The organism is Vibrio aestuarianus (assembly GCF_012395185.1).
Taxonomy (GTDB): domain Bacteria; phylum Pseudomonadota; class Gammaproteobacteria; order Enterobacterales; family Vibrionaceae; genus Vibrio; species Vibrio aestuarianus.
Genome location: NZ_JAAZTU010000012.1, coordinates 16793 through 43539, shown reverse-complemented (window position 1 = coordinate 43539; position 26747 = coordinate 16793). Strand labels below are relative to the sequence as shown.

Below are 26747 nucleotides of genomic sequence, written 5' to 3'. Positions count from 1 at the left end.
TCAGCGTGTGGCTTATCTAGTGGATCACAACCAGTGCTGCTATTGGGCATTTAAATCGGCGTAACGATACAGTAGGTCGGTGAGTATTTTAGACCAAGCAAAGGCATCCGTTGGACGTTGGCGAAGAATATTTTCAACTTCAGCACAGTGAACCGATAGGGTAATACTTTTTTCGAGGCAGAATGATAACGCATAGAAATGCCACAGCACGAGCCGGATCATTCTTTCACTATTTTGATTGGCATTATCTGAATCAGAAAAGAGCGCAGGTATTTCACTTAACGCGATGGCGTGCATACGGAGCATGGCGTCAAATTGAGCAGCTTGCAAACGTGCTTCATCTTCCACTTCTTCTTGCTCAAAAGTAAATAGCTCATTCATCATCGTTTCAGGAACCAGGCGATGAAGCATGCGAAGGCTAAATTCTTCCAGTTCTTCGCGTGGCATGGTGTTTAAACATTCGTAAGCGTAGTCGCGCTGCATGGTTGGATCTCTTTAAATGGTGTGCACATTGAATAGGGCGCACATTGTAACTGGTTTTTATCTTAGTACCAGAACCGCTGTTATTGGATCTTTATCACCAGCTTAGAATCCTCACCAAGCTTAGCGTATGTGAAATGGTTAACTGGCAACTTTATTTTTCACTGCACAATTCAATGAAATAGTTAAGTATGATGCGCCAATTAAGAGATTTATTGCATAGACGATAGCATCTCTAAACGTTAAATAGTTGCTCTTCTGTTTAGCTGTTATTGTGAACCAAAATTAAAGGAATAAGAATGAAAAAACATTGTTTAGTCGCGTCGATGGTGGTGTGTTTTGCAGGTATGGCACAAGCATCGGATTGGGGGTATGAGGGAGAGCATGGGCCAGAACATTGGGGACACGTTTCGAAAACTTGTGAAGTGGGCAAAAATCAAAGTCCGATTGATGTTACTCGTGCGCTTGAGGCTGATTTAAAACCTTTGGATATTCACTATTCGGGGAAAGTGACCACATTAACCAACAATGGTCACACTTTACAGGCTTCGGTTTCAGGTGATAACCATATGGTTCTTGATGGCGTCGATTTTGAACTAAAGCAATTTCATTTCCATACACCATCGGAAAACCTTATTAAGGGAAAACAATATCCGTTGGAAGCGCACTTCGTCCATGCCGACAATGCAGGGAACCTAGCGGTTCTCGCTGTGATGTTTGAAGTAGGCCAACAAAATGAACAGCTTGCCAAATTAGCTTCAAACCTGCCAACAAGCGGCAAGAGTGTAACGTTAACAGATGAGTTCGATGTTAACTTGTTACTTCCGAAATTGAATAAATACTATCGTTTTAATGGCTCGTTAACGACGCCACCGTGCAGCGAAGGTGTACGCTGGTTGGTGTTAAAACATGCTCAAACATTGTCTCAGCAGCAAGAAAATGTATTGAACTCGATGATGGGCAATAATAACCGTCCTGTGCAAGCGCATAATGCTCGTGTCGTGTTGAAAAACGATTAGTCGATCATGTAAATAAGCGAGGTCATTGATGACCTCGCTTTTAGACTGAATTTGTGCTCAGAGCGCCTAAAGTATAACGACTTGCACTGGCAAGAGAGAGCGGTTTGGAGAACCAATAACCTTGCAGGTAAGTTGCTCCCATCTCTTTGAATTTTTGGTGCATATCAGCGGTTTCAATGCCTTCAATGACAATGTCGACATTGTTTGAACGGCATAATTGGATCAGAAACTCAAGGTATTGCTCTGATGCGTGGTTGGTTTGCGTTTTCCAGGCAATAGTCTTATCAATTTTTATTTGATTCAGTGGTAGATCGAAAAAGCTGTTGAGAGAACTAAAACCAGCGCCAAAATCATCCAAAGAGAGCAAGAAGCCCATTTCACTGAGTGAATGAAGCTGATTCAACGCATTCTTATCCCCATCTAAGATCACGGTTTCCGTCAGCTCTAACATAATGGAAGAGGGAGGTACATCGGCAGTCTTTGCCATAATTAAAATGTTATTCGGGAAGTTACTGTTGAGTAACTGCAGAACAGAAACATTGATATTCACGCGAATATCGACGCCGTTTTGCTTGTTATAACGACCAATAAACTCACAGGCTTTTTCAAACACAAAATAGCCTAAATCAACGATTAATCCTTTCTTTTCTGCCACTGGGATAAATTCATCAGGAAAGATCTCGCCAAATTCGGATGAACGCCAACGCACTAGCGCCTCAAAGCTTGAAACCTTGCCTGATTGTGCGTTGATAATGGGTTGAAACTTGACGGAAAGAGAGCGTTGATTCAGTGCTTCTTTTAACCCGCGTTCAATGAAGAAGAAGCGATCGACACTTTTTTGGATCCGCCCACTGTAAATCTCAATTCGTGAGTTATTTTTAGCACTAGCAAACTGACAGGTTCTGGATGCGATGTTAATTAGCTCTTCTGCCTGGTAGGTACTGTCTAGACTAGGTAACACACCAATACTGATATCATTACCATAAAGATGCCCATGTTCAGTCGCTGATTTCGAATAATGCTTCATGATCTGCGAGCAAATATGTTTTAGCTCATCGTATTGATGATTACCTTTAAGCAAAATAGCGAAATCATCAGAACGGATACGGTAAAAGTCAGCCAATTCATCCGGTAATTCATGCAAAGCGCTGACGACATGGTTGAGTAGATCTTTAACAATATCTGTACCGTACTGGTTTAAATAGGACTTGATGTCGTCGAGCTGAATGTAGATTAAGGCATAAGATTCAGCATTTTTATTGGTGATCTCATCGATATCAAGTAGTAACTTACTACGGTTGTATAGCCCTGATGCACTGTCGAAAAAAGCCGCCTGATGAATATAGTCTTCCATCAGTTTTTGGTCGGAGATATCTTTATGGCTACCAATCATAAAATGTTCACCGTCAATGGTTTTGGTGACAGCATTTCCTTCTAGCCATATATATTGACCATTGGTTTTCTTTACTCGGTATTGAACGGTGGCTCTTGACTCTTCAGTAATGATATGTTCATCGACTCGGTGTTGCAGAAGTTTTTTGTCCATAGGATGAACAAGACTAAGCCAATCAGAAAACGTCAGCGTGTCACTTTCAATACCAAATTGATGATAAAAATCAGGGTTATAGAGCATCATTGTGTCATCGTTGCCCATATAAAATAGACCTTCGTTAAAAAAATCGAAGATATGGACTAAACGTTGATTTAAAACATCATTGTCGTAGTCGGTAATTAAAAGCTCGTCCTGTGGTAACGACATAGATAAAACACCCTAGCCTAAGCAGAAATGGGGAAAGCTTATGAGTTACGCATTTGGCAACGTATAGATTCTAATACTTAACTCAATATGAATACTATAGCGTGTGTAACAAGATGTCTCAATCTGAAACTGTGTATAAAAAAGAGAGATAATATAGAGGGTTAGCAAATTTGTTTTGGTGGGGAAATGTTCTTAGAAGGCAAAGCATAAGAGAAGCGGCTGATTCACCGCTTCTACAAAGTGATAGTGTTAACGGTCCCAGTAAGCCTCTTCTAGACTATCTTCACGTTCTGGCAGGGCTCGCGATAAACGTGGAGAATGCTGGGTTAGTACTTCATAGCTCACACGGTTTGCGTACTTACAGATCTGTGAAAGAGAAGAGTAGGTTAAGTAAGGCTTATCATGTTTGGCTGAGTTAGGCACATTACGCTGGTGGTAGCTATTAGACGCCATATCATGCAGTAATGCAGATAACGCACCATCACCCGCACCATTGGTGTTCTTGATCTCTAATGGTCCACCCAAATAAGGGCCGATATGCGAATAGACCTTAACGGGTTTATCGCAATCTTGTTTCCTCATTGCGCGGCTAAATTCATATTTATTGAATTCTGCAATATTGCCTGGCAGCAGTGGTAACTCGGTTTCACGCTTTGACTCTTCGTCGGTGTAACTGGCCATGTAAAGACCTACTGGCCCGGCCGTACAGAGGATAAGGTCAACCCATTCGAGTGCTTTATCGGCGGCGAGTAAGGGATCTTTCTCGCCAGTTAACGCTTCACCTTCTTCTTCATTCATCGCCACTACAGTAATATTTTCTTTAATGTAGTCTTGCCACCACTTAGCATTGCCTTCGATCACATACTTAGTGCCCAAGGTGAGCACGACAGGAATGTTTTTTTCTTTAGCGAACTCGATAGCACGTTTCACTGCTAGAGGCATTGGATCTTCTGGTTTTCCGCGCATCAAATATGAAGAAACCACTAAAGCCGACGCTTTTTCAAACACCTCTTTAGGGATACTGTCTGGGCGAAGTTTATTCATGTGCCCTTCGTTAATGGCGAAAGTTCGTTCTCCATCATCCGAAATTAAGGTGTAGCAACGTCCGATAGGGCCATCAACCGTTTGAAGGTGGTTAAGGTTCATTCGTGAAGAAGTTCTGCACAAATAACGGTAACTGTATGACCCCACTTCAATATTTTTCGACATAACGCCTAACAATACAGATTTACTGTCGGCGAGGACCGAATAATTGTGCAGAGTATTACCAATAGTATCTCCCGGATACTGATGGGTAATTAAACCTCGTTCCACTAACTCTTCATAAAGTGCATCGGCTTTGCTTTCTTCTAATACCAAAGAGTGCCCTTTACTCAATTGATATTTTTCTAAGAATTCGTTGTCCACGCGAGCTTCAATATCAACAATAGTCTGCCCAACACCGACTATCGTCGGACGATGTAGCTTCGGAGTTTGTTTAATTTGATTGACCAAAGGGTCACGAGCATGGGTAGGAAAGTAATGCTTAGATTTACGCTGTCCAGGAAATTTCATGTTGAAAAATGGAATTGAAAATTTTCCGTATGTTATCACAAAAATGAAATATTACTTTCATTTTATTGCACACATAGGCGACCAAATCCTTGGTCACCTATGTGTGTTGATTTGCTTAACCTCGATTCGGGTTAAGAGATGAATAAACGCTACCCAAACTTTGCTTACTGAGCCGTTTCAGGTTGAGCGATATAAGCTTGAGTACCCCATAACGGCACCGTGGAAAGGCTATGCTTAAAGCTGCCGTCAGTTTCTTTGGTTGTGTAGGAAAGGTAAAGAAGCGTCTGATTTTCTGGATCATAAATTCTTCTTACTTTCATCGTCTTAAAGAAAATGCTTTTTGACTGTTTAAATACCACTTCACCAGATTTACTCTTATCAATTTTTGCGATCATCTCGGGTGTGATTTCACCCGTTTGACGACATGAAATTGAGCTGTCACTTGGATCCGAAAGGCTTAAATCTGCTTCGATAGAGGCAATATGACAAGTAACACCGGTGACAACGTCATCTTTTAACTGACCGATTTTTATGTCTTTTAAAGTGAACCAGCCCAAGCCTACGTCACCCACTTCGTTATCTGAACAGCCCACAAGCAAGCTTGATAGGCCGATAGCTAACAGTAACTTTTTCATTTTACTTCCTTAGTTTTTATAGCGATTCACTCACCAAAAATAAATTTGAAATCGCATGGTCAAAAAAAGTTCGACCACGTGTATGAGTTAGCCTAATTATGGTCGTAATGTTAATACGTTATCGATGTCTTGTGCACAATGTCGCTCTGGTACTCGTTCCCATTCTTCACCTTGTGAGCGATTGATCAAGCGACCACGTTGCACTCCAGTTCTTGCTGCAAGCATTTTTGCCCAACGCATCACATGCGTATAAGTTTCAACTTGCAAGAACTCAGCGGCATCGTACAGATTGCCGAGTACCAAATTACCGTACCATGGCCATATAGCCATATCAGCTATCGTGTACTCTTCACCGGCTATATAGGTATGCTTTGCTAATTGTTTATCCAAAACATCGAGTTGTCGTTTGACTTCCATTGCGAAGCGATTGATTGGATATTCCATTTTTTCATCGGCATAAGCGTAAAAATGCCCAAAACCACCACCTAGAAATGGAGCTGAACCTTGTGCCCAAAAAAGCCAATTAAAGGTTTGAGTTCTAGCACTGCCAGCCTTAGGTAAAAACTGACCAAATTTCTCTGCTAAATGTACTAAAATTGATGCGGATTCAAAGACATTAATCTCTTCCTCAGCCGATTTATCAACTAGAGCCGGAATTTTTGAGTTTGGGTTGACAGCAACAAACCCAGACGAAAATTGATCGCCTTCGCCAATGTTAATCAAATAAGCGTCATACTCAGCTTCTTTGATACCTAAAGCTAACAGTTCTTCCAAAAGAATCGTCACCTTTTGTCCGTTAGGTGTTCCGAGGGAATAAAGCTGTAAAGAGTGTGCTCCTACAGGCAAGGCTTTGTCATGGGTTGAACCTGAAACAGGGCGGTTAATGTTAGCCCACTTATTACCGCCAGTTGTATCATGAACCCAGATTTTCGGTGGTGTGTATTTATTGCTCATCATCTTTCCCTATTTATGATTAACCTACAAATGTGCTTTTGTTACCGGCTTTCAAAACAAATAACACTGGCACTATTGGTTTTGAATCATCCGCAATGTGGATCAAAATTTATTGCTGTTAAGAGTAGAGCATGCCTTATTTGAGGTCCAAAAGTATATATTGCTGCTGCGAATTATTGAATGCCTACAATTTCATACCCTTTATTTTTTTCCTAATTGAAGCTGCGGTGATACTGGTTGTTGCAATGACAAGGTTTATCCCCATAAGCATAGACAGGCTAGTGATAGGGGCAAACGAACGCAGCCAACACCGCTACATCTTCAAGTAGGAAGAGGATATTTAATTGCAGTACTGTTAGGAATTACTTGTCGCACAAGGGGTTGGTTAGTATCCTGCCTGCAATAATGAAAAGAAGAAGATCATCATGACAAATAACCTACCTAATGTGGCGGCAATTAAAAATCAGTGGCTATTTTCCCAAGTTGATGTGGAGTTTCCGACTCAAGAAAGCCTTCAGGGGCGGAGTTTGTATCAAGAAGCGCTCGTTGGACGAAGTTACCGCTTGCTAGAAGCGTCAGAGAAAGCTCTAGATGAAAGCTTGCTTGATGATGTGTACTTGGTTGATTTTCATCGTCAGACAATTTGGTTTGCAGTTTTACAAGCTAGCCTATGGGCTAATGAGGAAGACAAAGCCAATATTATCGAATTTTTTACTCAGATCATTTATGCACAGCCGTGTGAGTTGTATTTAGGCTTTCACCAAGGTGAGCCGGTGGCGGCGGGCTTAGTTACCCATAGTGACGATGAAATTTTGGTTTCCGATCTTGTGATGTTGGATAAACATGCATTTGGTAATTCGGTAAATTTTGCAGCTTTATTACTTAAAAAATGGTCCACCGATCACGAATTTAGTAATAATGTATATATAGAACAATAGGTTATCGTGATGGCTAGGTATGATGTTTGCAAACATCATCCGTGGCTTATTGAAGAGAAAAATACATGAATAAAACACGCTGGCAACATTGGCTAAAGTGGATTTCCGTTGCTTTCTATGCGTTATTTTTTTCATTTTCGGCTCAATCAAATCCTTGGCAACTAAAATATGTGTTAGTGCTGCATTCTTATGAGGCTTCTTATCAATGGACTCATGAGTTGCAGAAGGTGATTGACAATACGATTGCTGGCAGTGACACACCGATCAAGCTGTCGATTGAATATCTCGATACCAAAAGAGTTTACGGTCCAGAATACCTTGCACAGGTCAAAAACTATTTCGATGTTAAATATCGAGATTATCCTTTCGATGCCGTTATCGTGACTGATGACAACGCGTTAGTGATTGCCAAACATCTTACTAACATTATCCATCCGGATACCCCTGTAGTTGCTGCTGGGATCAATAATCCAAATGCGACCTTGGATGAGCTGACGAAGAACAACGTTATTATCTACGAAAAAGACGATGTATTGGGCAATCTGAAGTTAATTCGCTCACTAAGGCCGAACTTGCAAAAGGTTTATTATCTTTCTGATCAAAGCAATACCTCACAACTGGTAAGAAGTAACCTTGATTCTGCTCTGACGACAGGTGTGCTAAACGGCATTGAGCTTATTGAGATAAACGATCTTTCTCTTGCCGATACCGAGCATTTTCTTGCCTCCGTTTCAGCGGATGATGCGGTGTTGCTTTCTCATTTTAATACTGAACTTAAGCAAGGTATTTTGCACACTTATCAAGAGATTTCATATCGACTCAGCAAGGTAAGTGCTGCGCCCATTTTTGTCATGTGGGAGTTTTATATCCGTGACGATATATTGGGAGGCTATGTCAGTCGTTCTGAGAAGCTTGGACTGGCGGTTTTAAGCGAGCTTGATCGCTTTATCCCTTTAGCGCTGGATAATGAAATTGAAATAAGCGACGTGATAACGCCGGTTTTTAATTATCACGCATTAAAGAAACATCATATTGACGTGAATGATTTGCCAAAAAATGCCGTGGTTATCAACCGTCCCCTTTCGTATTTGGAGCAAAATTGGCAAGTTCTAGTCACCGCTAGCGGTATTATTCTTGGTTTGTTGATCGTTATTATTATGCAAAGTGTGACGTTGAAACAAAAACGAGAATTAGCTCGTAAGAATCGTAAGATTGTCGCATTGCAATCACGAACTCTAACCGTTCAGAGAGAGATGATTCATTTGCTAGGCGAGGCGATAGAGACGCGCTCTGGTGAAACGGGTAACCATGTAAAAAGGGTGGCCAAATTGTCAGCCTTACTGGCTAAATTATGTGGCTTGACTCACCGCGAGGTTGAGATGATCGAAATCATCAGCCCGATGCATGATGTCGGTAAAATTGCGATTCCAGAGGCAATATTAGATAAGCCGGGGAACTTAAACCCTGAAGAGTGGCGGGTGATGCAAAGCCATACTACTGTAGGATTCAACATTTTGAATACTAGCGATGGTGACATCACTAAATTGGCCGCGATTATTGCCCATGAGCATCATGAACGTTGGGATGGCGACGGTTATCCGAATCAGAAAAAAGGCGAAGAGATTCACCTGTTTGCTCGTATAACGGCGATTGCTGATGTGTTTGATGCATTGCTCAGTGAACGTTGCTATAAAGAAGCTTGGTCGTTGGATAAAGTAGTGAGTTTGTTCAAGCGTGAATGTGGCTTCCAGTTCGATCCCGCTCTCGTGGAGCTTCTGCTTGATCATCTGGATGATTTTGTTGAAATACGTAATCTTTATCCCGATACCCCGGCGAATCATTTATCAATCTCGCTTCATTGTAAAAATATCATTTAATGTAAAAAGAGTGACGGGTGTGGAAGTTATGCGCATCCGTTCTTACCTTCGCTCCATTCTGTTAACTCAATCATTCCAAGTAATGCTCCAAATATTAAGATTAAGGCTGATAAAAGGAAGCGTTTATGACTGAGAAAAAAATTAATTGCATTATTTTTGACTGTGAAGGTACTTTGGTTGACAGTGAGCGTTTATGCTGTGAAGCCTTGGTTGAGGTATTCAATCAATTTGGCGCTGAGCTTTCTTTTGATCAAATCCGTAATCATTTTGAAGGTGGTAAGATAGCCGATATCTTAGTTCAAACGCGAACGTACGCCAAAATTGATGCCGATATTGATCTGCTCGAAAAGCGATACCGGGTTGAGCTCGACCGCTTATTTCAGCAGCGTCTATTACCTATGGAGGGTGCGCTGGAATTACTTAACTATCTAGATCAACAAGGTATTGAGTACTGCGTCGCATCTAATGCCCCTAAAGAAAAAATGGTTCTTATTTTAGAGCGTTGCGGTTTGAATACCTTCTTCGAAGGTCGTATTTTTTCTGCTTTTGAAGCGAACAGTTGGAAACCAGAACCAGACTTAATTCGTTATTGTGCGATGAGTATGGGGTTTCTAGTAGAAGAGTGTATTTATGTCGATGATTCTGAAAAAGGAGTCGAGGCGGGAGTCAACGCTGAGGTGCCAACTTTTCAGCTAGCCCCTCTAAATCCGAATGCTCGCTCTAAAGATTCGAATGTGGTGGTCATTAATTCATTACTGGATATTAAGATCTGGCTTAGTGAACGTTGTGGGCAGAAGAATGAATATGCTTATAACTGATAGAGACCGCGTGAGTCGCTATCATTTTTCGAACACTTTGTAGGTTATCAGTTCGAAAGCCACACTGACCACAAATGAATTTTTCCTGGTTGTCGGAAATCAAGTACTCATCATGCTGGCAAAGTGGGCAGCAGTCGATCTCTTCTTGTTTTAGATTTATATGTTTCATATTGATATCTCGGCAGCAAAAGGAGAAAGAAGTTCTCCATATCTATAGAATAAACACTAATTGCTACACGCTGTTGGGAAACTTTATCTTAGTTTCTAAATTTAGACGCATTTCATACTTCATAGAAAAAAATGTCGAGGATTGTCTTGCTATTTAGTAGCCAGCGGATTCGGTTGTCCAAAATTCACTCACCGACATGACTAAGTTGCAAAGCTCTTTGTTGATAGAAGGTGTGAGAAACGGACTCCAGTTCAAAAAGAAAACACAAGATGGAGCAAGAAACTCGACAAAAAGTGCATCATAGATTTGAATGACAATAGAATCTTTATGCGAACTACGATGCTATGTCTCAAAGCCAAGAACTTACTGCTACGTTTCAATCCTATATGGAAAACCCTCTGCTTTGGCCGATGCTTGAAGTGTTGCGCAAGCAACCTTCAGGTTGGAAGGTACACACTTTAGCCGCGAATTTAAGTGAACTTGGCTTTATGCCTGTGTTAGATGATTCCCCCGAGAAAGATCTCTTCAAGCGTAACTTTTTAATTATGAATGCCTTGTATCAGTTGCAAGAGACATTGTATCCGGAAAAATGGCTACAAGTTGAAGCGATGAATATTATGTTAATGCCAGCGCAAAGGGCTATTCATTGTGAAATCGATTTGGACGATCCGCTACGTGAATACTATACACAATGGCATAACTACGAGGCGAATGAAGGAGAAGTTCGGCGATTGTTAAATGAGTTCTGGACCCGTTACCGTAAAGCGGTCGGTGGAACCAATGACCTAAATATGAATCGAATGAATGCCTTGAAGCTATTCAAATTGCCAGCCGAGGCGACGCAACTGGACATTCGCAGAACATGGCGAAAACTGGCGCTGAAGTGGCATCCCGATCGAGACAATGGTAACGCCGAAACCTTCAGAGTGCTATGCGAAGCATGGAACGTATTACGACACGATTAAATTTGGTTAACTAATTGAATTTAATATAAAAAAAGAAGCGTTGTTCGCTTCTTTTTTATATTCGCGTTGTATTTAATACCAGTATTAGTAAATACCGGGTTATCCGTTGGTGGGTTATTGTTTGCTAACTAGCAACCACTCGTTTAAGCATCGCTGACTTTGAATTGAGACTTACGCATGCGGTTTAATGCAGCCATAACGTCTAGTATGCGCGGTTTGGCTAAGTCACCATGGTTTGGCATGTTTTGATACCAAGTTTCTGTGAGTAGGGCGTTCATCTCTTCTGCTGGCTTATTTGACCAACCGGGAGCTTGAGCAAATTGAAACCATGTCCAACCAATTGCGTTCACTTCCGATGCCGATTCTAACTGCTCTAACGCAGTCAAATCAGCGAATTCTTTTCCAAAGCGAAGCGAATCGACGCCTTTGGCTGAGACTCGGAATTTCCCATCGACTAATAACTTTTGTAATGCCGTTCGGTTTATTGAGCGAGGTGCGAAGATTGCTAATGGGGTTTCACATTCATTTTGACGTTCTGTAGGATGTTGTTTTATAACCTGCTTAGCTTTTTCCGTGACATCAACAGCGTGATAGTCATGCATTTGGATAACAGTATCGGCTACGTCAAGATAGTCACCCGAGCCACCCATAACAATCAGTGTTGAAATATCGAGATCGTCTCTAAGTTGCCCAATGCGATCAACCAGTGGCGTGATAGGCTCATCACCTTTACTCACCAGAGCCTGCATACGTTCATCGCGGATCATAAAGTTTGTGGCGGATGTATCTTCATCAATCAATAAAGTACTGACGCCAGCTTCAATCGATTCTTGTAACCACGCCGCTTGAGATGTCGAACCCGATGCATCTTGAGTGCTAAAATCGGAAGTGTTTTTGCCCATAGGAAGATGATTGATGTAATTCGATAAATTCAAATTATGCACGCAACGTCCATCTTCAGCGCGAATTTTCATTGCATTGAGATCAGTGACAATACGCTCACGCCCATCTCCTGGAATATGATTATAAATGGAGCGTTCAATTGCCGTTAAGAGGGTGGACTTACCATGAAAACCGCCACCAACGATTAACGTAATACCTTTGGGTATACCCAGCCCTTTGAGTTTACCTTGATGAGGAGTTTCTAACTCAATTTCTAACGATGACGGTGCTTGGAAGGTAACGGCATCTTTCATCGGTAAATCGCAATTACCTGCAAGGCGAGGGAGGATGCTACCATTTGCCACGAATGCAACGAGGTTATGTTTTTCCAATTGGCGGCGCATTGCTTCTTGATCTTCAATCACTTCGCAATGCTCAAGCATGGCCGTTTTATTGAGCTCGCGTTCGATTGTCGCACGACGAATAAACTTAGGCAGATAAAAGGTAATAATATTCAGCGCTTTTTTGGCCAGAATATCGCGCCCTTCCGCCGGAAGATTGATGCGAAAACGTAGCTCAATACCATGCTCAGTAAACAGTACCGCCGTGCTATCAAGAACTGTTTGGCCTGTTAGTGCGATTGAAATGTGGTTCTCTTGCTTTGAAAATTCAGCAAAACTGCGTGCGATGAAGTCTCTCGCGGCCATTTGATACGCTGGTGATTTTTCTCTTAGCCACTCTAAATCTGTCAGTGACCAAGCACGCGTTGCGCGAAAGCGAGACGCAGAAGCGAAGGGGTCGGCTTGGATGTGATCGATATACAGGGTGAAATCACCAAAATCGTATTGGCCTTTAATCTGTTGATAGGCACGGTAGTTCTGTTTTTCTAGCTTTTTGAGAATTGATGTTAATAAATCCATCTCGATATCGCTCGTTTGCAAAGAGAAAGGCGGCGATTATAGGAATCGCCACCCTGAGAGTAAAGGAATGATCAAGATTTCCACTAAACTACAGCACCTTTGCTTCAAAGGTGTGCGGATAATTTTGATTCAGTAGCCCTATTTCAAATTCATCACAAGGCATTGGTCGACCGTAAAAATAACCCTGACCAAAATCACAACCTTCGCTAATGATAAAATCTTCTTGATTCTGATTCTCAATACCTTCGAGTATCACTTTAAGCTTTAATTTCTTCGCGACGTGGATGATTGAGCGCACAATCTCTTTATCTTCATCACTATTTTCTAATTGCTGCACAAAGCTTTTATCTATTTTTATGCAATCAAAGGGGAATTTTTTCAAATAACTGAACGACGCATAGCCTGTGCCAAAATCATCAAGTGACAGTGTCACCCCGAGTTCGTGCAGAACTCTTAAGGTATTGCTCGCGACGACTTCGTCAGCAATTAAACAGCTCTCGGTTACTTCCAGTTCGAGGTATTGTGCAGGAAGTTGGTAAGTGCTTAATAGTTCACGGACTTGCTCGGCAAACTGCACATTTTTTAACTGTACCGCAGAAACATTGATCGCCATTTTAAAATCATCGACCTGTTTTGCCCATTGGCTGGCTTTTTCGATGGCGGCGCGCAATACAAAATTTCCCACTTCGAATATCAAACCATTTTGCTCTGCCATGTGGATCAAGGTTTCATTGGAAATATCCCCAAGCACTGGGTGTCGCCAGCGCAACAAGGCTTCTGCCCCTGTCCAACGGTGCGTTACAGGCGATACTTTGGGTTGGAAATAGAGCATTAAGTCATCATTTCTGACCGCGCGCAGCAGGTAACTTTCCAATTGATTGGTGTGTGTCAGTGAGTCACTAAACGCTTGCGAATAATAACAGAACTTATGCCCAGAGTCTTTGCAAGAAACCATCGCTGCTGAGGCTTGTTTGAGTAGCTCTCTAGCGCTGTTGGTATCTAAACTGGTAGCGATACCGATATAAGCATGTAAGTGAATTTTATGCTGTTCAATCATGAACTCGGAATGATTAATATCGACCAATTTATGGCATAAAGTTTCTAAGTGTCGGGTCAGCTGTTTGGCTTTAACTACTAGAACTAAATCGGTGGACGTTGGGCGAGCCGTGAGAAGTTCTATTTTTTCGATGCTTCCTAGCCGTTCGCGGTAGCGGGTAATGACGTTGTCCCAAGCTCGATAGCCAAAATGTGATTGAATATGGCGCGCATTGGTAAAACCGATATGCACAACCGCAACTTGCGTGTTTTGTTCAAAAGCATCAATCAGCCCCTGCTTTAACTCTAATTCAAGTGCATGACGGTTTAAAAAGCCAGTACCAATGTCGTGAAGTTTTTGGAACTGAATTTGTTGCTCTGCGGCGCGACGTTTATCAATTTCCTGCGTCAGAGAATAATTCAAATTTGCCAAATCTTGTGTTCGGTTGCTGACACGAGCTTTCAGCTCCTCATTCAACTGCTGCAGTTCTATCTGCTGGTATAGGGTTGTGAGTTGAGATTGTATTGATTCACAAAAGCATTCTAGCAACTGTCGGTAAGTGTGGTTGAAATGGTTTTCTTTGCTATCAAGCACACATATGGTGCCGAAAATATCGCCATTGGGCCATGCTAGCGGTATGCCGCAGTAGGCTATCATGCCAAGTGAGACGTCTGGATTATGCTGCCATTGTTCACTCACCAACGCATTGGGTACCAGTAGCTCTTTTTGAGTCGACATCACTGTCTCACAATAGAGGCCTTGTTGTAGAGGCTCTTTGGCTCCAACTTGGTACGGGTTAGCGGTATTTGTGCTTTTACAAAACACGTCGATATGTTTTGAATCTGCTCGCATAATGAGAGCCGCGGGGACATGCAAAATCTCAGCGAGTAAATCCACAATACGCTGCCAGTTTTCCAAAATGGATGAAGGGATAGGCAGATTTTGTGTATTGATTTTTGACATAATAATCAAATCCTGTGGCAACCAAGCTTAACAGCCGAGCATCCTTTGCTCTAGGTAAACGACCATTGAATTGGGCTTCGTTAGAAACCAGTCAGTCTTAAGTATAAGAACGGGTCGTCAATGTAACAAAAAAAAGTCCCGATAAAATATCGGGACTAGAGGATAGTTGGTTACGTCTCACAAATGTGACACTAATAATCAATAAGTTAGTTTTATATATTGATTGATATCTATATCGCTGGAGTAGTCTATTACGTCGAAGCCGAAACCGTTTAATTGCATAAACTCTTGTCTGAAACCAGCATAATCGCCAATTTGTTGGAAATTGTTTTGGTTCATTTCGTTAAGGAGTGTTGCCACTTTTTGCTGGGTATCGGGGTTAAGTTCCCAATCGTCTAAACGGATTAGACGTTCACTATCTACTGGCACTTTTCCTTGGCAATAGAGCTTTTCGCTAAATAGGCGTTGCATCTGTTCAATACAGCCTTCGTGTGTTTGTTTCTCTTTCATCACTTTATACAAAGCAAGAATATAAGGGCTTAGACCGGGAATAAACACGCTGGCTTTAGTGACCAGAGCTTTACACACCGTTGCGTAAGCACTACCACCGTAATTGGCTAGTTTAAGATTCAGCGCATGACTTGTTTGATGCAAATCGATTTTAGCCCGACCAAGTGTTCCATCAAGATAAATAGGGTGGGTGATTTGTGGTCCAATATAGGAAAAAGCAATAGTTTTACAGCCCGGAGCGATAGATTCCGTATTGATGAGCGTGTCGATCCAATTTTCCCAATCTTCCCCGCCCATTACTTTTTGTGTGCTTTCAACTTCTTCATCGCTGGCTGGTTCTAATGTGGTGTTTACCCACGTATCGTTTTCTAGCAAGATACTGGCGCCAGAGACTGATTCACCAATAGGTTTGATCGCCGAACGCCAAAATTGCTCTGAATTTGGTTTAGGGCGTAGTCCACTGGCAATACTGTATATCACTAAATCTACTTCACCTTCGAAGTAGGTCTCTATTGCTTCAATGACCTGTTCGCGAACGGATTGAGAAAAAACATCACCCTCAATATTAATCGCGGTTCGACCTGCATGTTCAGCATGCTGCTTAAAAAACAGATTATTATACCAACCCGCAGTGCCGACGCCTTTATCTGAAGGGGCTTTCTCAAACGAAACACCAATCGTGTCGGCATTCGAACCACCAAAAGTTAGTGCAATGCGTGCGGCTAATCCAAAGCCAGAAGAGGCGCCTAAAATAAGGACTCGTTTTGGCCCATGAGTGATCGGTTTGCAGGATTTAACGTAATTAATTTGTTGAAGAACCGCTTGTTCACACCCTTTGGGATGAGCAGAGCGAGCGACCACACCTTTGATCACAGGTTCAATGCGCATAGTTTGTACCTTTGGTGATAGAGAGATGAAGTCAAAATAACGTAAAGCTAAGTAAAGTTTATTGAGCTAGACCATTAAAATTAGAGATGCTGTGCTAAATGTTGCGCAACATATTCAGCAATCCAAGGTTGAGCATCAGCCTTAGGGTGTAAGCCATCTGGCATCATCCACTCGGGCTTGATGATCACTTGCTCTAAGAAAAAGGGCAGTAATGTGATTTGTTTTTGGCTGCTAAGTTGAGGGTAAAGGTTATAAAACGCATCGCTGTAGCGTTTACCGTAGTTAGGTGGAATACGAATTTGCATCAAAATTGGCGTCGCGTTTTGTTGTTCGATGTGGTCGATTATCGCGGTTAAATTTTTACCGATTAAGGCTGGTGGGAAGCCTCGTAATCCATCATTGGCGCCAAGCTCAACCAATACAGCGTCGGGTGAGTGTTGTTTTAATAGCGCGGGAAGCCTGGCTAAACCATTGCCAGTGGTGTCACCTGAAATGCTCGCATTGATAACCGTGACATCCTCTTTACCTTGAGCGTCGAGCGCGCTGGGTAATAGGCTGGGCCAAGCGCTTTCTATGGGCATTTCATAACCAGCACTTAAGCTATCGCCCAGTATCAAGAGTGTGGTACTACTAGCGTTAGCTGAGAATAATAAAATACCAAGCAAGGAAAGTAATCGAGTCATGCAAACATCCATAATAAAAGCACAGTCATTGTCTAAAACAGTCTCTACCAATCAAGAGCATTTAACAATCTTAAAAAAAGTGAATTTAGAGATCAAAAGTGGTGAAAGTGTTGCAATTGTCGGGACTTCAGGTGCGGGGAAGTCGACGCTAATGACCTTGTTGGCGGGGCTGGACACACCGACTCAAGGTGAAGTTGAACTGCTTGGTCAGCCACTATCCAAACTTGATGATGAAGCGCGCGCGGCGATTCGCAGTGAATCGGTTGGTTTTGTATTTCAAAGTTTTCTTTTGATCCCAAGCCTCTCTGCATTGGAAAATGTCACGCTACCTTGTTTGTTAAAAGGCGAAAAAGAAGACATTGAACGTGCTAAATCCCTGTTGATTTCGGTCGGCTTAGAGCATCGCATGCATCATTCACCAGCTCAACTTTCTGGCGGTGAGCAGCAACGGGTCGCTTTAGCTCGCGCTTTTATGATCAACCCTAAGGTCCTGTTTGCTGATGAGCCGACTGGGAATCTCGATCAAGAAACCGCGGCTAAAGTGGTTGAACTGCTGTTTGAACTAAACAAGCAACATGGCACCACGCTTGTGTTGGTAACTCATGATCCTGCGTTAGCCGCTCAGTGTGATCGCACTTTGCGTATGCAGGCAGGTATGTTGGAGGAGCGATAATGACCCAAGCTCTAAAAGCATCATTAAACAAGCGTCTGGTGAGCTGGAGCCTTGGTGAGATTCGCCATGGGCAGCTATGGCCGATCTCGGTTGCTTTAACTTTGATCATCGCTTGTATTTTTGCGCTTACAGCTTTGGCTGAGCGAATGGAACAAGTGATCGTCAAACAAGGCAAGGATGCACTTACTGCTGACAGTGTTTATATTTCATCTAACCCATTACCAACGCCATTACTAGAACAACTGCAAACGTTACAATTGCCGTCGTCCCAATTGACGCGCTTTGCTACCATGGCGTTTAGCGACAACGGCATGCAGCTTGTTACTGTCAAAGCGGTGGATAGCGTTTATCCGTTACGTGGCGAGATGCTCCTGTCTGACGGTGTGGCAACGGTCAACCGTGTGTCTCCTGGCCAACTATGGCTTGATGAGCGCGTATTTACTCAATTAGAGGTCAGTGTTGGCGATAAAGTCACATTAGGCGATGCAGACTTCATTATTTCAGGGCGTATCGTCGAAGAGCCTGGTCTGAGTTTCAATCCTTTCCAGCAAATGCCGGCAGTGCTGATTCACCAAGATGATGTAGTGAAGACAGGGGCCCTGCAACTGGGTAGTCGGGTACGATTTAGCTTATTTGTGAATGGTGATGATGCACAGATTGAAACATTGAAATCATCGATAGCGTTAACGCCAAGTGACCGCTGGCGAGATAGAAACAGCGGCAGTCGAACTAATGAAGTGTTTGAGCGTACCGAGCAATATTTATCGTTGACGGTGGCGATTGTGATCATCATGGCAGCGACAACCTTGGTGTTGACGTGTCAGCATTACGTTTCTACTCGCCAAAAGACGATCGCCATGCTGAAAAGCTTGGGTGCAAGTCGACGTTGGATTAGCCAATGGTTGGCAGTACAAGTGCTGATTTTGTTTGTGTCAGCGGCGATATTTGGTGTGCTAATTGGCATTGGTTTAGAGTTTTTACTGCGCGTCCCTCTGGTTGACTTGCTACCGAATCCGTTACCGAGTTATGGCATCAAACCCGCAATGATTGCTGTGATTGCCAGTTTGCTGATTGCGGTGCCAGCGCTTGGTATTCCACTGATGCATCTGTTAGACACCAATGCATTGAATGTAATGCAAACGGTGAAAGCGCAGACTAGTCATCGCCGTAACTTGAGCTTAGTACTTATTCCTATCATCCCTATGCTTGTGGTTTATTGGAGCAACAGCTTAGTATGGATTGTGCTGGTCGGTATTGTGGCATTATTTGCGGTGTTAGCGTTAGTGAGTGTGCTGCTCACTCGGTCGCTTGGGCGCTTGCCATTATCTACCGCTCTAAAACTGGCATTGAGCCGCATCAACCGCTCTTCTATGACCACTGGCATTCAATTTGGCGCGTTGGCACTTTCATTGATGCTATTGGCCATTATGTGGTTAGTTCGAACCGATTTACTCTCCGATTGGCAACGCACATTGCCCAGTGATGCGCATAACGCATTTGCGCTCAATATTGCGCCTTATGAGAGAGCGGCATACCTAGATACGCTTGATGCGGCCAGCATCGAACGTTCGCAAGCTTATCCAATTATTCGCGGACGTCTGACTACGATTAATGGTCAGCAAGCAAAACAGAATGCTGAAGATGAAGAAAAAACCGACGCGTTAAGGCGTGAACTGAATTTCACTTGGGGTGAAGCGTTACCGACATACAATCAAGTACTCGAAGGGCAATGGAGCGAGCAAAATGGAGTATCTGTCGAGTCTGATGTTGCACGCGACCTAGGGCTAAAGATCGGTGATACCTTAGGCTTTGTGATCAACAGTCAACACGTTGAAGCGCAAGTCAATTCGATCCGTCAAGTGGAATGGCGAGAAATGAAGCCGAACTTCTATTTCATTTTCACTCCTGATGTGTTGCAAGCGATCCCTGCGACATGGTTAGTCAGTTTTAGGGCGCAAGATAAAGACAATGATCTTTTAACCAATCTATCTCGTACCTATCCCACAGTCAGCCTGATGGATATTCGCTCGATGGGGAGTAAGATCCAAACCCTATTAACACAAATCGTCTGGTCAATTACGGTTCTGGCCGGGCTTGGGGTGGTTGCGGGCATTTTATTGATTTTTACTCTGTTGCGTTTGAGCTTAAGTCAGCGTCAGCAGGAAATTCGTCTTTATCGCACTTTGGGGGCCAGTAAGCGACGAGTTGAGCAAACTATTTGGGCTGAATATGGACTGATGGCATTGGTGGCAGGAGCAGTGGCAAGCCTTGGTTCAGATGCTGTGGTGGCAGGGGTGATGAAGTTTGGTTTTGAACTAGACCCGGTAGCGCATTACAGTATGTGGCTTGTCTTACCTTTCGTGACTTTTTGCACACTAGCGCTAGTGGTTAACAGTTTAATTAAAAGGCTGCTAACCCCTATAAATAAAGAGTTTAGCTAGAAGCGAGAATGAACTCTTACCTAGTTATCCACAAAAACAGTGGATAAAGTTTGGGATAACTTAGCATGTTGATAACTGCTTATTCTCGTCTAGCCCCGTGGTTACGTTGGGTTGAGCAGTTTTGTTATTCACAAGGTTGAAAAATCATCGTTTTGGCATTATTGAGTCAAGTCATTTTTTATATTATTTATCATTCTTGCGTATTGATTGTTAGATATAAAACGGATAAGACCGCGTAAAAAATGTGATTTTATTAACGCTTTATAAGCTTTAGAATACGTCCGAGATTTCAAGAGTAGCCCTAATTCTATGTTATATAAAAAGTTAAACGCAGAGTCCCCTAGTATCGCTATCGTTGGTGGTGGTGTAGCCGGTGCGACGGCCGCCGTCCACATGGGAGAGTTAGGGTTAAATGTAATACTGTTGGAAAAAGGCAAGGGGTTGGTGAGCGGGCCACCTATCTGTCATTTACATGCGGGGGGCAATCTGTATCGTGAAATTTCTCAGCAGCAATGTTTGGAACTATTGAAACAGTCGATTGATACAGTGCGCCTTTATCCGCATACCTTAAACCGACGTCCAACCGTGATTGCAGTGCCACATAGTGATGGTGGTAACCCGCATGATTTACTGCCGCGACTCGAGCTTATTCAGCGCAGTTATCAACAACTGGTGGATGAAGACAGTCGAAATAAACAGCTCGGTGAACCTGATGATTACTTTAAGTTATACAGCCAAGCAGAATTGCAAAAGCTGGTGGCTTTGGAGCAAAATGAAACACCGGAAACCTTTGATGATTGGTTAATCCCCTTTGCCCAACATACGGATTTAAGCAAACTCAAGTTCCCAGTCGTGGCGGTACAAGAATACGGTTGGAGTGTTTTTCGTTTAGCGGCCAGTGCGGAGTTAGCGCTGCAAGCAATGCCTAATTGCCAAGTCCTGACACAAGCGACCTTGGTTCAATCCGATTTTGTCGATAATCAATGGCAACTTACCTATCAAGATGCACAAGGTGTAGAGCAAGAGCTATCGGTTGATTACCTAATCAATGCTTGTGGCTATGAGACGGGTAAGGTTGATGACTTAGTTCGAGCGCCTCGACAGAGGCTTGTTGAGTTTAAAGCTGCCTATGTCACGCAGTGGACACAATGTCATCAACACTGGCCGGAAGTGATTTTCCATGGCCCGAGAGGCACTCCTCAGGGTATGGCACAGTTAACGCCCTATGCTGATGGTATATTCCAACTGCACGGCATGACAGAAGGTATAACCTTGTTTAAGGACGGTTTGGTTGCGTCGAATTCAGAGTCATCACAGCCGTTACTGCCTGATTATTTAGAGCGCAAAATCAAACAAGGTTGGCAACAAGAAGCGTTACAAGAGCGTAGTGAACGTGCGATTATGCACATGAGCCAATTCATTCCCGCTTATGCACAAGCTAAGGTGGGTGGTAAGCCACTGTTTGGTGCTCAGCAAATTCCCGGGCAAGATGCAACGTTAAGAGCTGCTGATGTCACGTTTGAAGCGAACCATTATGCGCGCATTGAAGTGGTAAAAGGTTCGTCGGCGTTAGAAGCTGCCACAAAAATCGTTAAGCACTGGCAGTTAGCCGATAACAACGACGTGTCTGACACCATTGAAGATCGTCACCCGATCAGCATGAGCTTTAGCCTTGAACAGATTGAAGAGAAGGCGATAGAACTAGCCAGACTTCGAGCCTACCCTGAAGCGTTAGCCAAAGTAGCCGGAGTCGTTTAACAAAGGCATTATTTTTGTTCAAGGAAGTCGCGGTTAATAAGCGACTTCCTTAATTCTTTTTAGTGTAAGTAAAACTAATAACCAAAAAATAGCGCCCATTGGCTCCACACTTCCTGAAGTCCTTGCAAGTCCCCCCGAACAAACTGCACTTTTTGTCCCGGTTTTGCTTGAGCCAAACGCGGTAAATCGATTCGCGCTACGCAGCCTATTTTCGGATAACCCCCAATGGTTTGTCTATCGTTGAGTAAAATAATCGGTTGTCCATCAGGGGGGATTTGGATTGCACCCAAAGCGATACCTTCTGACAAAATCGGTTCACTTGGTGGGCTGATAATTGCCCCACTTAAGCGATAACCCATTCGGTCGGCATGTTGGCTGACCGTAAAATTAGAATGGTAAAACTGCTCGATAATCTGAGGATCAAATGAGTCGATTTGGTAGCTTTCTATGACTCGAAGTTTGAGTGGTAAATCATAGTCCGGCTTATAACGAAAAGTAATATGGGTGGGTTTGTGATCGATAAGGTGTGGATTGAAACTGAGTGCAGTTCCTGCTTGCAAAGGTTCGCCATTTTGGTTCAAGCCACCTAACGTTTCCTTTAAACTGGTTGATACACTGCCCAAGTGAGCAGTGACAGCAAAACCTCCCCGCACGGCTAGATAAGATCTCAAGCCATTTTTCGGCAAGCCAAATTTTAACGTTTGCCCAGCTTGCGCGCTAAAAGTTAGCCAGTTGCCGATAGGCTTTCCATCTAAGGTTGCTGACAAGTTCCCCCCAGCAATGGCGAGCATACAGGCATGCTCTATTTTGAATTCGGCTTGTCCAAGGGTTATTTCTAAGGTGGGTAAGTTAACCTCGTTACCTAATAAATGATTTGCCCAACTGTACGCATAGTCATCAACAGGGCCTGATTGAGTAATGCCAATATGGCTTAAGCCAAAGCGCCCAAAGTCTTGAATTAAGCTGAGCTGTCCAGGTTTGATTACACGTAAAGCCGCATTCATGCCTTGGTCTCCTTGAAATCCCCACGATCAATAAGTTGCCCACCGAGTGCGCTATATTCCTCGCTAGAAATGGACGTAAACTTCACTTGTGCCCCGATGGTAAAAGGCGTCATTGGGTCACGGTTTGCATCAAATAGAGATAAGGGGCAATTGGCGATAATATTCCAGCCTCCCGGGGAACGACTTGGATAGACCGCTGTTTGTGACTCGGCAATGGCGACACTGCCTTTTGGAATCGATAAGCGAGGTGTTGTATGACGAGACATGACTAAGTCATCGTGAACATCAGTCATGAAGGCAAAGCCGGGTGTAAAGCCAATCGCACAAACGGTGTAAATTCGTTGAGTATGCAGTTCAATGACCTGTTCAGTGGAGAGCCCCTTTTGATGGTACCGAGCTAAGTCAGGTGCGACTTGCAGATCATAATAGGCCGGCAACTCAATACAGTCAGGTAATTTTGTATCGTGTGACGTCACGGCTTGTAGAGTATTGAGTAGCAGATATTCAAGTTTGGCTTGTGAAATTCGATAGGGGAGGTAGTCGATCAATATTGAGTTATAGGATGGCGTGACATTCATGATGCAATGCTGAAGTTGCTCCGTGATGTTCTGGGCAATATTTCCAATATCCAGTGACAGCCGCGTCGATGCAGGGTGTGCAAAACGGATAAGAAGGCTGCATTCCGCGATGGGTTCAATGGAGAAATTGAGTTTCAATGGACGTTCCTTGTCAGTGTGATAAGTACGGAGCAATTTCTACTCTAAACAATGACGAATTTTTTCAATCAGCTCAATGGCATCTTGGTTATCGCCGTGAACACATATGGTGTCCGCTTCAATTGGGATAACAAAACCATCAGCGCTGGTTACTTTGCCATAGTGAACGATCTGTTTAATTTGGTTAATAATCGCCTCTTCATTGCTAAGCACTGCATTGGTTTGCGCTCTTGGTGTTAGCATGCCATTAGCAAGATAAGTTCTGTCAGCAAAAGCTTCAAACAGTAGTGGCACATCGTAATGGTCTGCTACATCAAGGTAATCTTGATTATTACTGGATGCCAATATCATAAGTGGAACATTAAAGCAGGAAACGGCATCGACCACTGCGCGGAATATAGATTTATCACGCATCATGTCGTTGTAGAGCGCACCGTGTGGTTTCACATAGCTGACTTGCGTGTTTTTACTTTCGCACAAGGCTTTGAGTGCACCAATTTGATAGATTAGAAGCTCACAAATTTCTTCTTCATTAAAGCGCATTGAACGGCGGCCAAAGCCTTGTAGGTCAGGGTAGCCTGGGTGCGCCCCAATCATGACATCATGACGAATGGCGAGATCGATGGTTTGGCTCATTACATGTGGGTCAGAAGCATGAAAACCACAGGCAATGTTGGCCATATCAATCCAAGGCATCACCAGTTCATCGGCGCCCATTTTCCAAGCACCAAAACTTTCTCCCATATCGCAATTAAGCGTAATTATTCGTTTTGTCACCAATAATGTCGTCCCGGTTGCCTTATTTCTGATTAAATTGCAGGAATTGTGCCCAATAAACAGTGATCCGATTCATTGTTTGAGGAATTATCCATCACTTACCTATACCTTTTGCCACAATAAGATATTGATAAATGAAATAATAGACATTCCTTATATAAGAATTGCGAAAGTCGCTACCCTGTCGATTTATTGCATGAAAGGCGAGGCTTTGGAGGTTGCTAGTACTTATAGAGCTTACTGCTCCGCGGAGTCATTCTGGTTGGTAAAGGATTCGATGGAAAATAAAAACGTAATGAGTATTCGGTGCATTGTGCAGACAGTCGAGGGGCAATAGCTATGTTTCGTCATTTATCCCTACGATTTAAATTGATGCTCCCCATTTTATTTTTTATGACAGCGATCTTCATAGGCTCTCAGTGGTTCAGCATCTCAACGGAATTAAAGCAAAAGCAAGCGGAGTTGATTGAACGGGTGCAAGTGCTATCTAAAGGGGTAGCGTATAACCTGCAGATTGCGGTGCTATTTGGTGATAGTTACACCGCTCAAGAGATATTATCGGCTTTTGCTGCCGATAGCGATGTGGTGCGCGTAAAGCTGTTTGATAACAATGAACAATTAACAGGAATATACGAAAGCAACAATTTTATCGCGCCGATACCTAACGAAGCTCAACGCAATCACATTAGACTGCGCAGCTACGTAGTCTCGAAAAATTTTATTTACTTACGCGTCCCAATAATTATTGAAAATGAGAAGGCTGGTTTTTTAAGAGTGACGATATCGAAACAATCGTTTGATGAAATTTACCAAACTGTTTTGTATAACGCCTTTTTCTTTTTCGTATTGCTGCTTGTGTGCGGTATTACGCTGTATTTGATGGTGCAAAAACTGATTGTTGACCCGGTTTTTTCGCTCAATCAAGCGATGTGTCTATTTATTGAACACCGCGAGCGTAAACAGTTGGTTAGCCACAGTGATGATGAAATTGGAGAGTTAGTTACCGCGTTCAATACGATGCTTGACCGGCTGGAAAAAAGAGAGACTCAGGTTCTATTTACTTTAGATAAACTCGAGCAAGAAAAATCATTTGCCAATGAAGTGGTGGAAACGGTTCAGCATGCGTTGATTGTGGTCAATGATTCTGGCGTGATCCTCCATTTTAATGGTGCGGCTAATCACGTATTTAAATGTACACCTGGGTATCTAAAAGGTGAAAATTTACTCAATATACTGAATAGCGATGAGATTGATACTATCCGAAGTGCAATCATCAACCGAGCGCAATTGGATGAACAACTTATTACGGTAAAAGACGTTTTTCAACAACTGCAGCTATTGCAACTGAGCAGCCGAGCTTTATCTCGTCCTGGTCAAATGCTTTTCGCCATTCAAGATGTCACCGATATCGAGGCGGCGCTTAGTCGTCAACGATTGGCGGCACGAGTATTTGAAAACAGTCAAGATGGGTTAATGGTGATTAACCAAGACGGCGTGATTACCATGGTTAACCCTGCCGTGACGCGCTTACTTGGTTATCCTGCTGAGAGATTAGTGAATCATAAGCCGAGCACGGTGTTGTCATGGCAGCAGTTCACCTCATTAATGCCGACCATTACATCCTCTGTGATGAATTATGGCCAGTGGCAGGGCGAGATCTGGGAACAGCATCAAAATGGCACGTTAGTACCGATGTTTGTCAAAGTGAATCGCATTACTCGGCAAGATAATCACCATCGTTATGACTTTGTTTTCATGTTATCTGACTTGTCTAACCTGAAAGAAATGGAGCGGCTTGAGCACTTGGCTCATCATGACTCACTGACGGGGTTAGCAAACCGCGCCCATCTTTATCGTCGATTAGATGAAATTTTAGTTAAAAATAAGCAGCAACTGCAGAGCTTTTCGTTGCTTTATCTTGATTTAGATGGGTTCAAACAAGTAAACGATACGCATGGACATGATGCTGGGGACGAGGTGTTAAAACAAGTGGCAGAGCGTTTGTTGTCACAGGTACGGAGCCAAGATATGGTAGCCCGGTTATCGGGAGATGAATTTGTGCTTGTTGTTATTCCGAGTGATCGCATGAATGTCGCATTATTGGCGCAGCGCTTACTAGATTTGTTGACACAGAATATCGTTTATCATGGCAAAGTATTGCAGGTTGGTGTGAGTATTGGTGTTTATTTCATTGATGATGCCAACGAAAGCTTAGATAGCATCCTTAAAGCGGCAGATTCTGCGATGTATATGGCCAAGTCGTCTGGTAAAGGGCGTTATATTTTGGTTGATAGAGAAAGTTTAAAGAAGATTGATTTATAAATGAAA

Annotated in this window: 21 protein-coding genes; 9 read left to right on the top strand and 12 right to left on the bottom strand. The window is 43.0% G+C overall.

The genetic code is table 11. The features are described 5' to 3' along the window. Window positions 1–39: 39 nt before the first annotated feature. On the bottom strand, window positions 40–483 hold the full coding sequence (locus HGG78_RS07730) for a hypothetical protein (RefSeq protein ID WP_053311053.1): 444 nt from the start codon (window positions 481–483) through the stop codon (window positions 40–42). A gap of 296 nt (window positions 484–779) precedes the next feature. On the opposite strand from HGG78_RS07730, the gene HGG78_RS07725 reads away from it, so the two are divergent. Next, the gene (locus HGG78_RS07725) at window positions 780–1499 is read left to right on the top strand and encodes a carbonic anhydrase (protein ID WP_168524246.1); all 720 of its coding nucleotides are present in this window, start codon (window positions 780–782) and stop codon (window positions 1497–1499) included. Window positions 1500–1539: 40 nt separating this feature from the next. On the opposite strand, the gene HGG78_RS07720 is transcribed toward HGG78_RS07725, so the two are convergent. The 4 genes from HGG78_RS07720 to yghU all read right to left on the bottom strand — a co-directional run bounded on the left by HGG78_RS07720 (window position 1540) and on the right by yghU (window position 6401). Next, a complete protein-coding gene (locus tag HGG78_RS07720) occupies window positions 1540–3258 on the bottom strand; it encodes a GGDEF domain-containing phosphodiesterase (RefSeq protein WP_172532524.1) in 1719 nt (572 codons plus the stop codon). A 249-nt stretch (window positions 3259–3507) separates the two neighbouring features. After that, window positions 3508–4812, bottom strand: coding sequence for an inosine/guanosine kinase (locus HGG78_RS07715; RefSeq protein ID WP_053311050.1), 1305 nt, complete (start codon window positions 4810–4812; stop codon window positions 3508–3510). Window positions 4813–4976: 164 nt separating this feature from the next. Beyond that, a complete protein-coding gene (locus tag HGG78_RS07710) occupies window positions 4977–5447 on the bottom strand; it encodes a CreA family protein (protein ID WP_172532523.1) in 471 nt (156 codons plus the stop codon). Between the two features lie 96 nt (window positions 5448–5543). Beyond that, window positions 5544–6401: a glutathione-dependent disulfide-bond oxidoreductase gene (yghU, locus tag HGG78_RS07705; RefSeq protein WP_172532567.1), complete on the bottom strand. Its 858-nt coding sequence runs from the start codon at window positions 6399–6401 to the stop codon at window positions 5544–5546. A 425-nt stretch (window positions 6402–6826) separates the two neighbouring features. On the opposite strand from yghU, the gene HGG78_RS07700 reads away from it, so the two are divergent. The 4 genes from HGG78_RS07700 to HGG78_RS07685 all read left to right on the top strand — a co-directional run bounded on the left by HGG78_RS07700 (window position 6827) and on the right by HGG78_RS07685 (window position 11168). Further along, a complete protein-coding gene (locus HGG78_RS07700; RefSeq protein ID WP_172532522.1) occupies window positions 6827–7339 on the top strand; it encodes a hypothetical protein in 513 nt (170 codons plus the stop codon). Between the two features lie 65 nt (window positions 7340–7404). Then, window positions 7405–9216, top strand: coding sequence for an HD domain-containing phosphohydrolase (locus HGG78_RS07695; RefSeq protein WP_172532521.1), 1812 nt, complete (start codon window positions 7405–7407; stop codon window positions 9214–9216). 125 nt (window positions 9217–9341) lie between these two features. Beyond that, a complete protein-coding gene (locus tag HGG78_RS07690; protein ID WP_172532520.1) occupies window positions 9342–10034 on the top strand; it encodes an HAD family hydrolase in 693 nt (230 codons plus the stop codon). Window positions 10035–10547: 513 nt separating this feature from the next. Continuing rightward, window positions 10548–11168 carry a DNA-J related domain-containing protein gene (locus HGG78_RS07685; RefSeq protein WP_172532519.1) on the top strand — a complete coding sequence of 207 codons (621 nt, stop codon included), beginning with the start codon at window positions 10548–10550 and terminating at the stop codon, window positions 11166–11168. A 143-nt stretch (window positions 11169–11311) separates the two neighbouring features. On the opposite strand, the gene HGG78_RS07680 is transcribed toward HGG78_RS07685, so the two are convergent. The 4 genes from HGG78_RS07680 to tesA all read right to left on the bottom strand — a co-directional run bounded on the left by HGG78_RS07680 (window position 11312) and on the right by tesA (window position 17050). Further along, window positions 11312–12970 (bottom strand): ABC-ATPase domain-containing protein, encoded by a 1659-nt coding sequence (locus tag HGG78_RS07680; protein ID WP_172532518.1) that lies wholly within the window; start codon window positions 12968–12970, stop codon window positions 11312–11314. Window positions 12971–13058: 88 nt separating this feature from the next. After that, window positions 13059–14969 carry a sensor domain-containing phosphodiesterase gene (locus HGG78_RS07675; RefSeq protein WP_172532517.1) on the bottom strand — a complete coding sequence of 637 codons (1911 nt, stop codon included), beginning with the start codon at window positions 14967–14969 and terminating at the stop codon, window positions 13059–13061. A 198-nt stretch (window positions 14970–15167) separates the two neighbouring features. Then, window positions 15168–16367, bottom strand: a complete 1200-nt coding sequence (fabV, locus tag HGG78_RS07670) for an enoyl-ACP reductase FabV (protein ID WP_172532516.1) — start codon at window positions 16365–16367, stop codon at window positions 15168–15170. Between the two features lie 80 nt (window positions 16368–16447). Continuing rightward, window positions 16448–17050 carry a multifunctional acyl-CoA thioesterase I/protease I/lysophospholipase L1 gene (gene tesA, locus HGG78_RS07665; RefSeq protein WP_172532515.1) on the bottom strand — a complete coding sequence of 201 codons (603 nt, stop codon included), beginning with the start codon at window positions 17048–17050 and terminating at the stop codon, window positions 16448–16450. Here tesA and HGG78_RS07660 point away from each other — a divergent pair. The 3 genes from HGG78_RS07660 (at window position 17049) to HGG78_RS07650 (ending at window position 21922) form a co-directional block, all read left to right on the top strand. After that, window positions 17049–17723 carry an ABC transporter ATP-binding protein gene (locus tag HGG78_RS07660; protein WP_172532514.1) on the top strand — a complete coding sequence of 225 codons (675 nt, stop codon included), beginning with the start codon at window positions 17049–17051 and terminating at the stop codon, window positions 17721–17723. The two genes, tesA and HGG78_RS07660, sit on opposite strands and share 2 nt — an antisense overlap. Further along, window positions 17723–20164: an ABC transporter permease gene (locus HGG78_RS07655; protein WP_172532513.1), complete on the top strand. Its 2442-nt coding sequence runs from the start codon at window positions 17723–17725 to the stop codon at window positions 20162–20164. The genes HGG78_RS07660 and HGG78_RS07655 overlap by 1 nt, the downstream gene beginning before the upstream one ends. A gap of 309 nt (window positions 20165–20473) precedes the next feature. Continuing rightward, the gene (locus HGG78_RS07650; RefSeq protein WP_172532512.1) at window positions 20474–21922 is read left to right on the top strand and encodes an FAD-dependent oxidoreductase; all 1449 of its coding nucleotides are present in this window, start codon (window positions 20474–20476) and stop codon (window positions 21920–21922) included. Window positions 21923–21996: 74 nt separating this feature from the next. Here the strand turns inward: HGG78_RS07650 and HGG78_RS07645 are convergent, their stop codons facing one another. From HGG78_RS07645 to HGG78_RS07635, 3 genes are read right to left on the bottom strand one after another with little or no spacing between them, the layout of a single operon-like run. Beyond that, window positions 21997–22926, bottom strand: a complete 930-nt coding sequence (locus HGG78_RS07645; protein ID WP_172532511.1) for a 5-oxoprolinase subunit C family protein — start codon at window positions 22924–22926, stop codon at window positions 21997–21999. Beyond that, window positions 22923–23642 (bottom strand): 5-oxoprolinase subunit B family protein, encoded by a 720-nt coding sequence (locus HGG78_RS07640; RefSeq protein ID WP_172532510.1) that lies wholly within the window; start codon window positions 23640–23642, stop codon window positions 22923–22925. The genes HGG78_RS07645 and HGG78_RS07640 overlap by 4 nt, the downstream gene beginning before the upstream one ends. A 39-nt stretch (window positions 23643–23681) precedes the next feature. Further along, window positions 23682–24419, bottom strand: a complete 738-nt coding sequence (locus HGG78_RS07635; protein WP_172532509.1) for a 5-oxoprolinase subunit PxpA — start codon at window positions 24417–24419, stop codon at window positions 23682–23684. Window positions 24420–24758: 339 nt separating this feature from the next. On the opposite strand from HGG78_RS07635, the gene HGG78_RS07630 reads away from it, so the two are divergent. Further along, on the top strand, window positions 24759–26741 hold the full coding sequence (locus HGG78_RS07630; RefSeq protein WP_172532508.1) for a diguanylate cyclase: 1983 nt from the start codon (window positions 24759–24761) through the stop codon (window positions 26739–26741). Window positions 26742–26747: the final 6 nt, after the last annotated feature.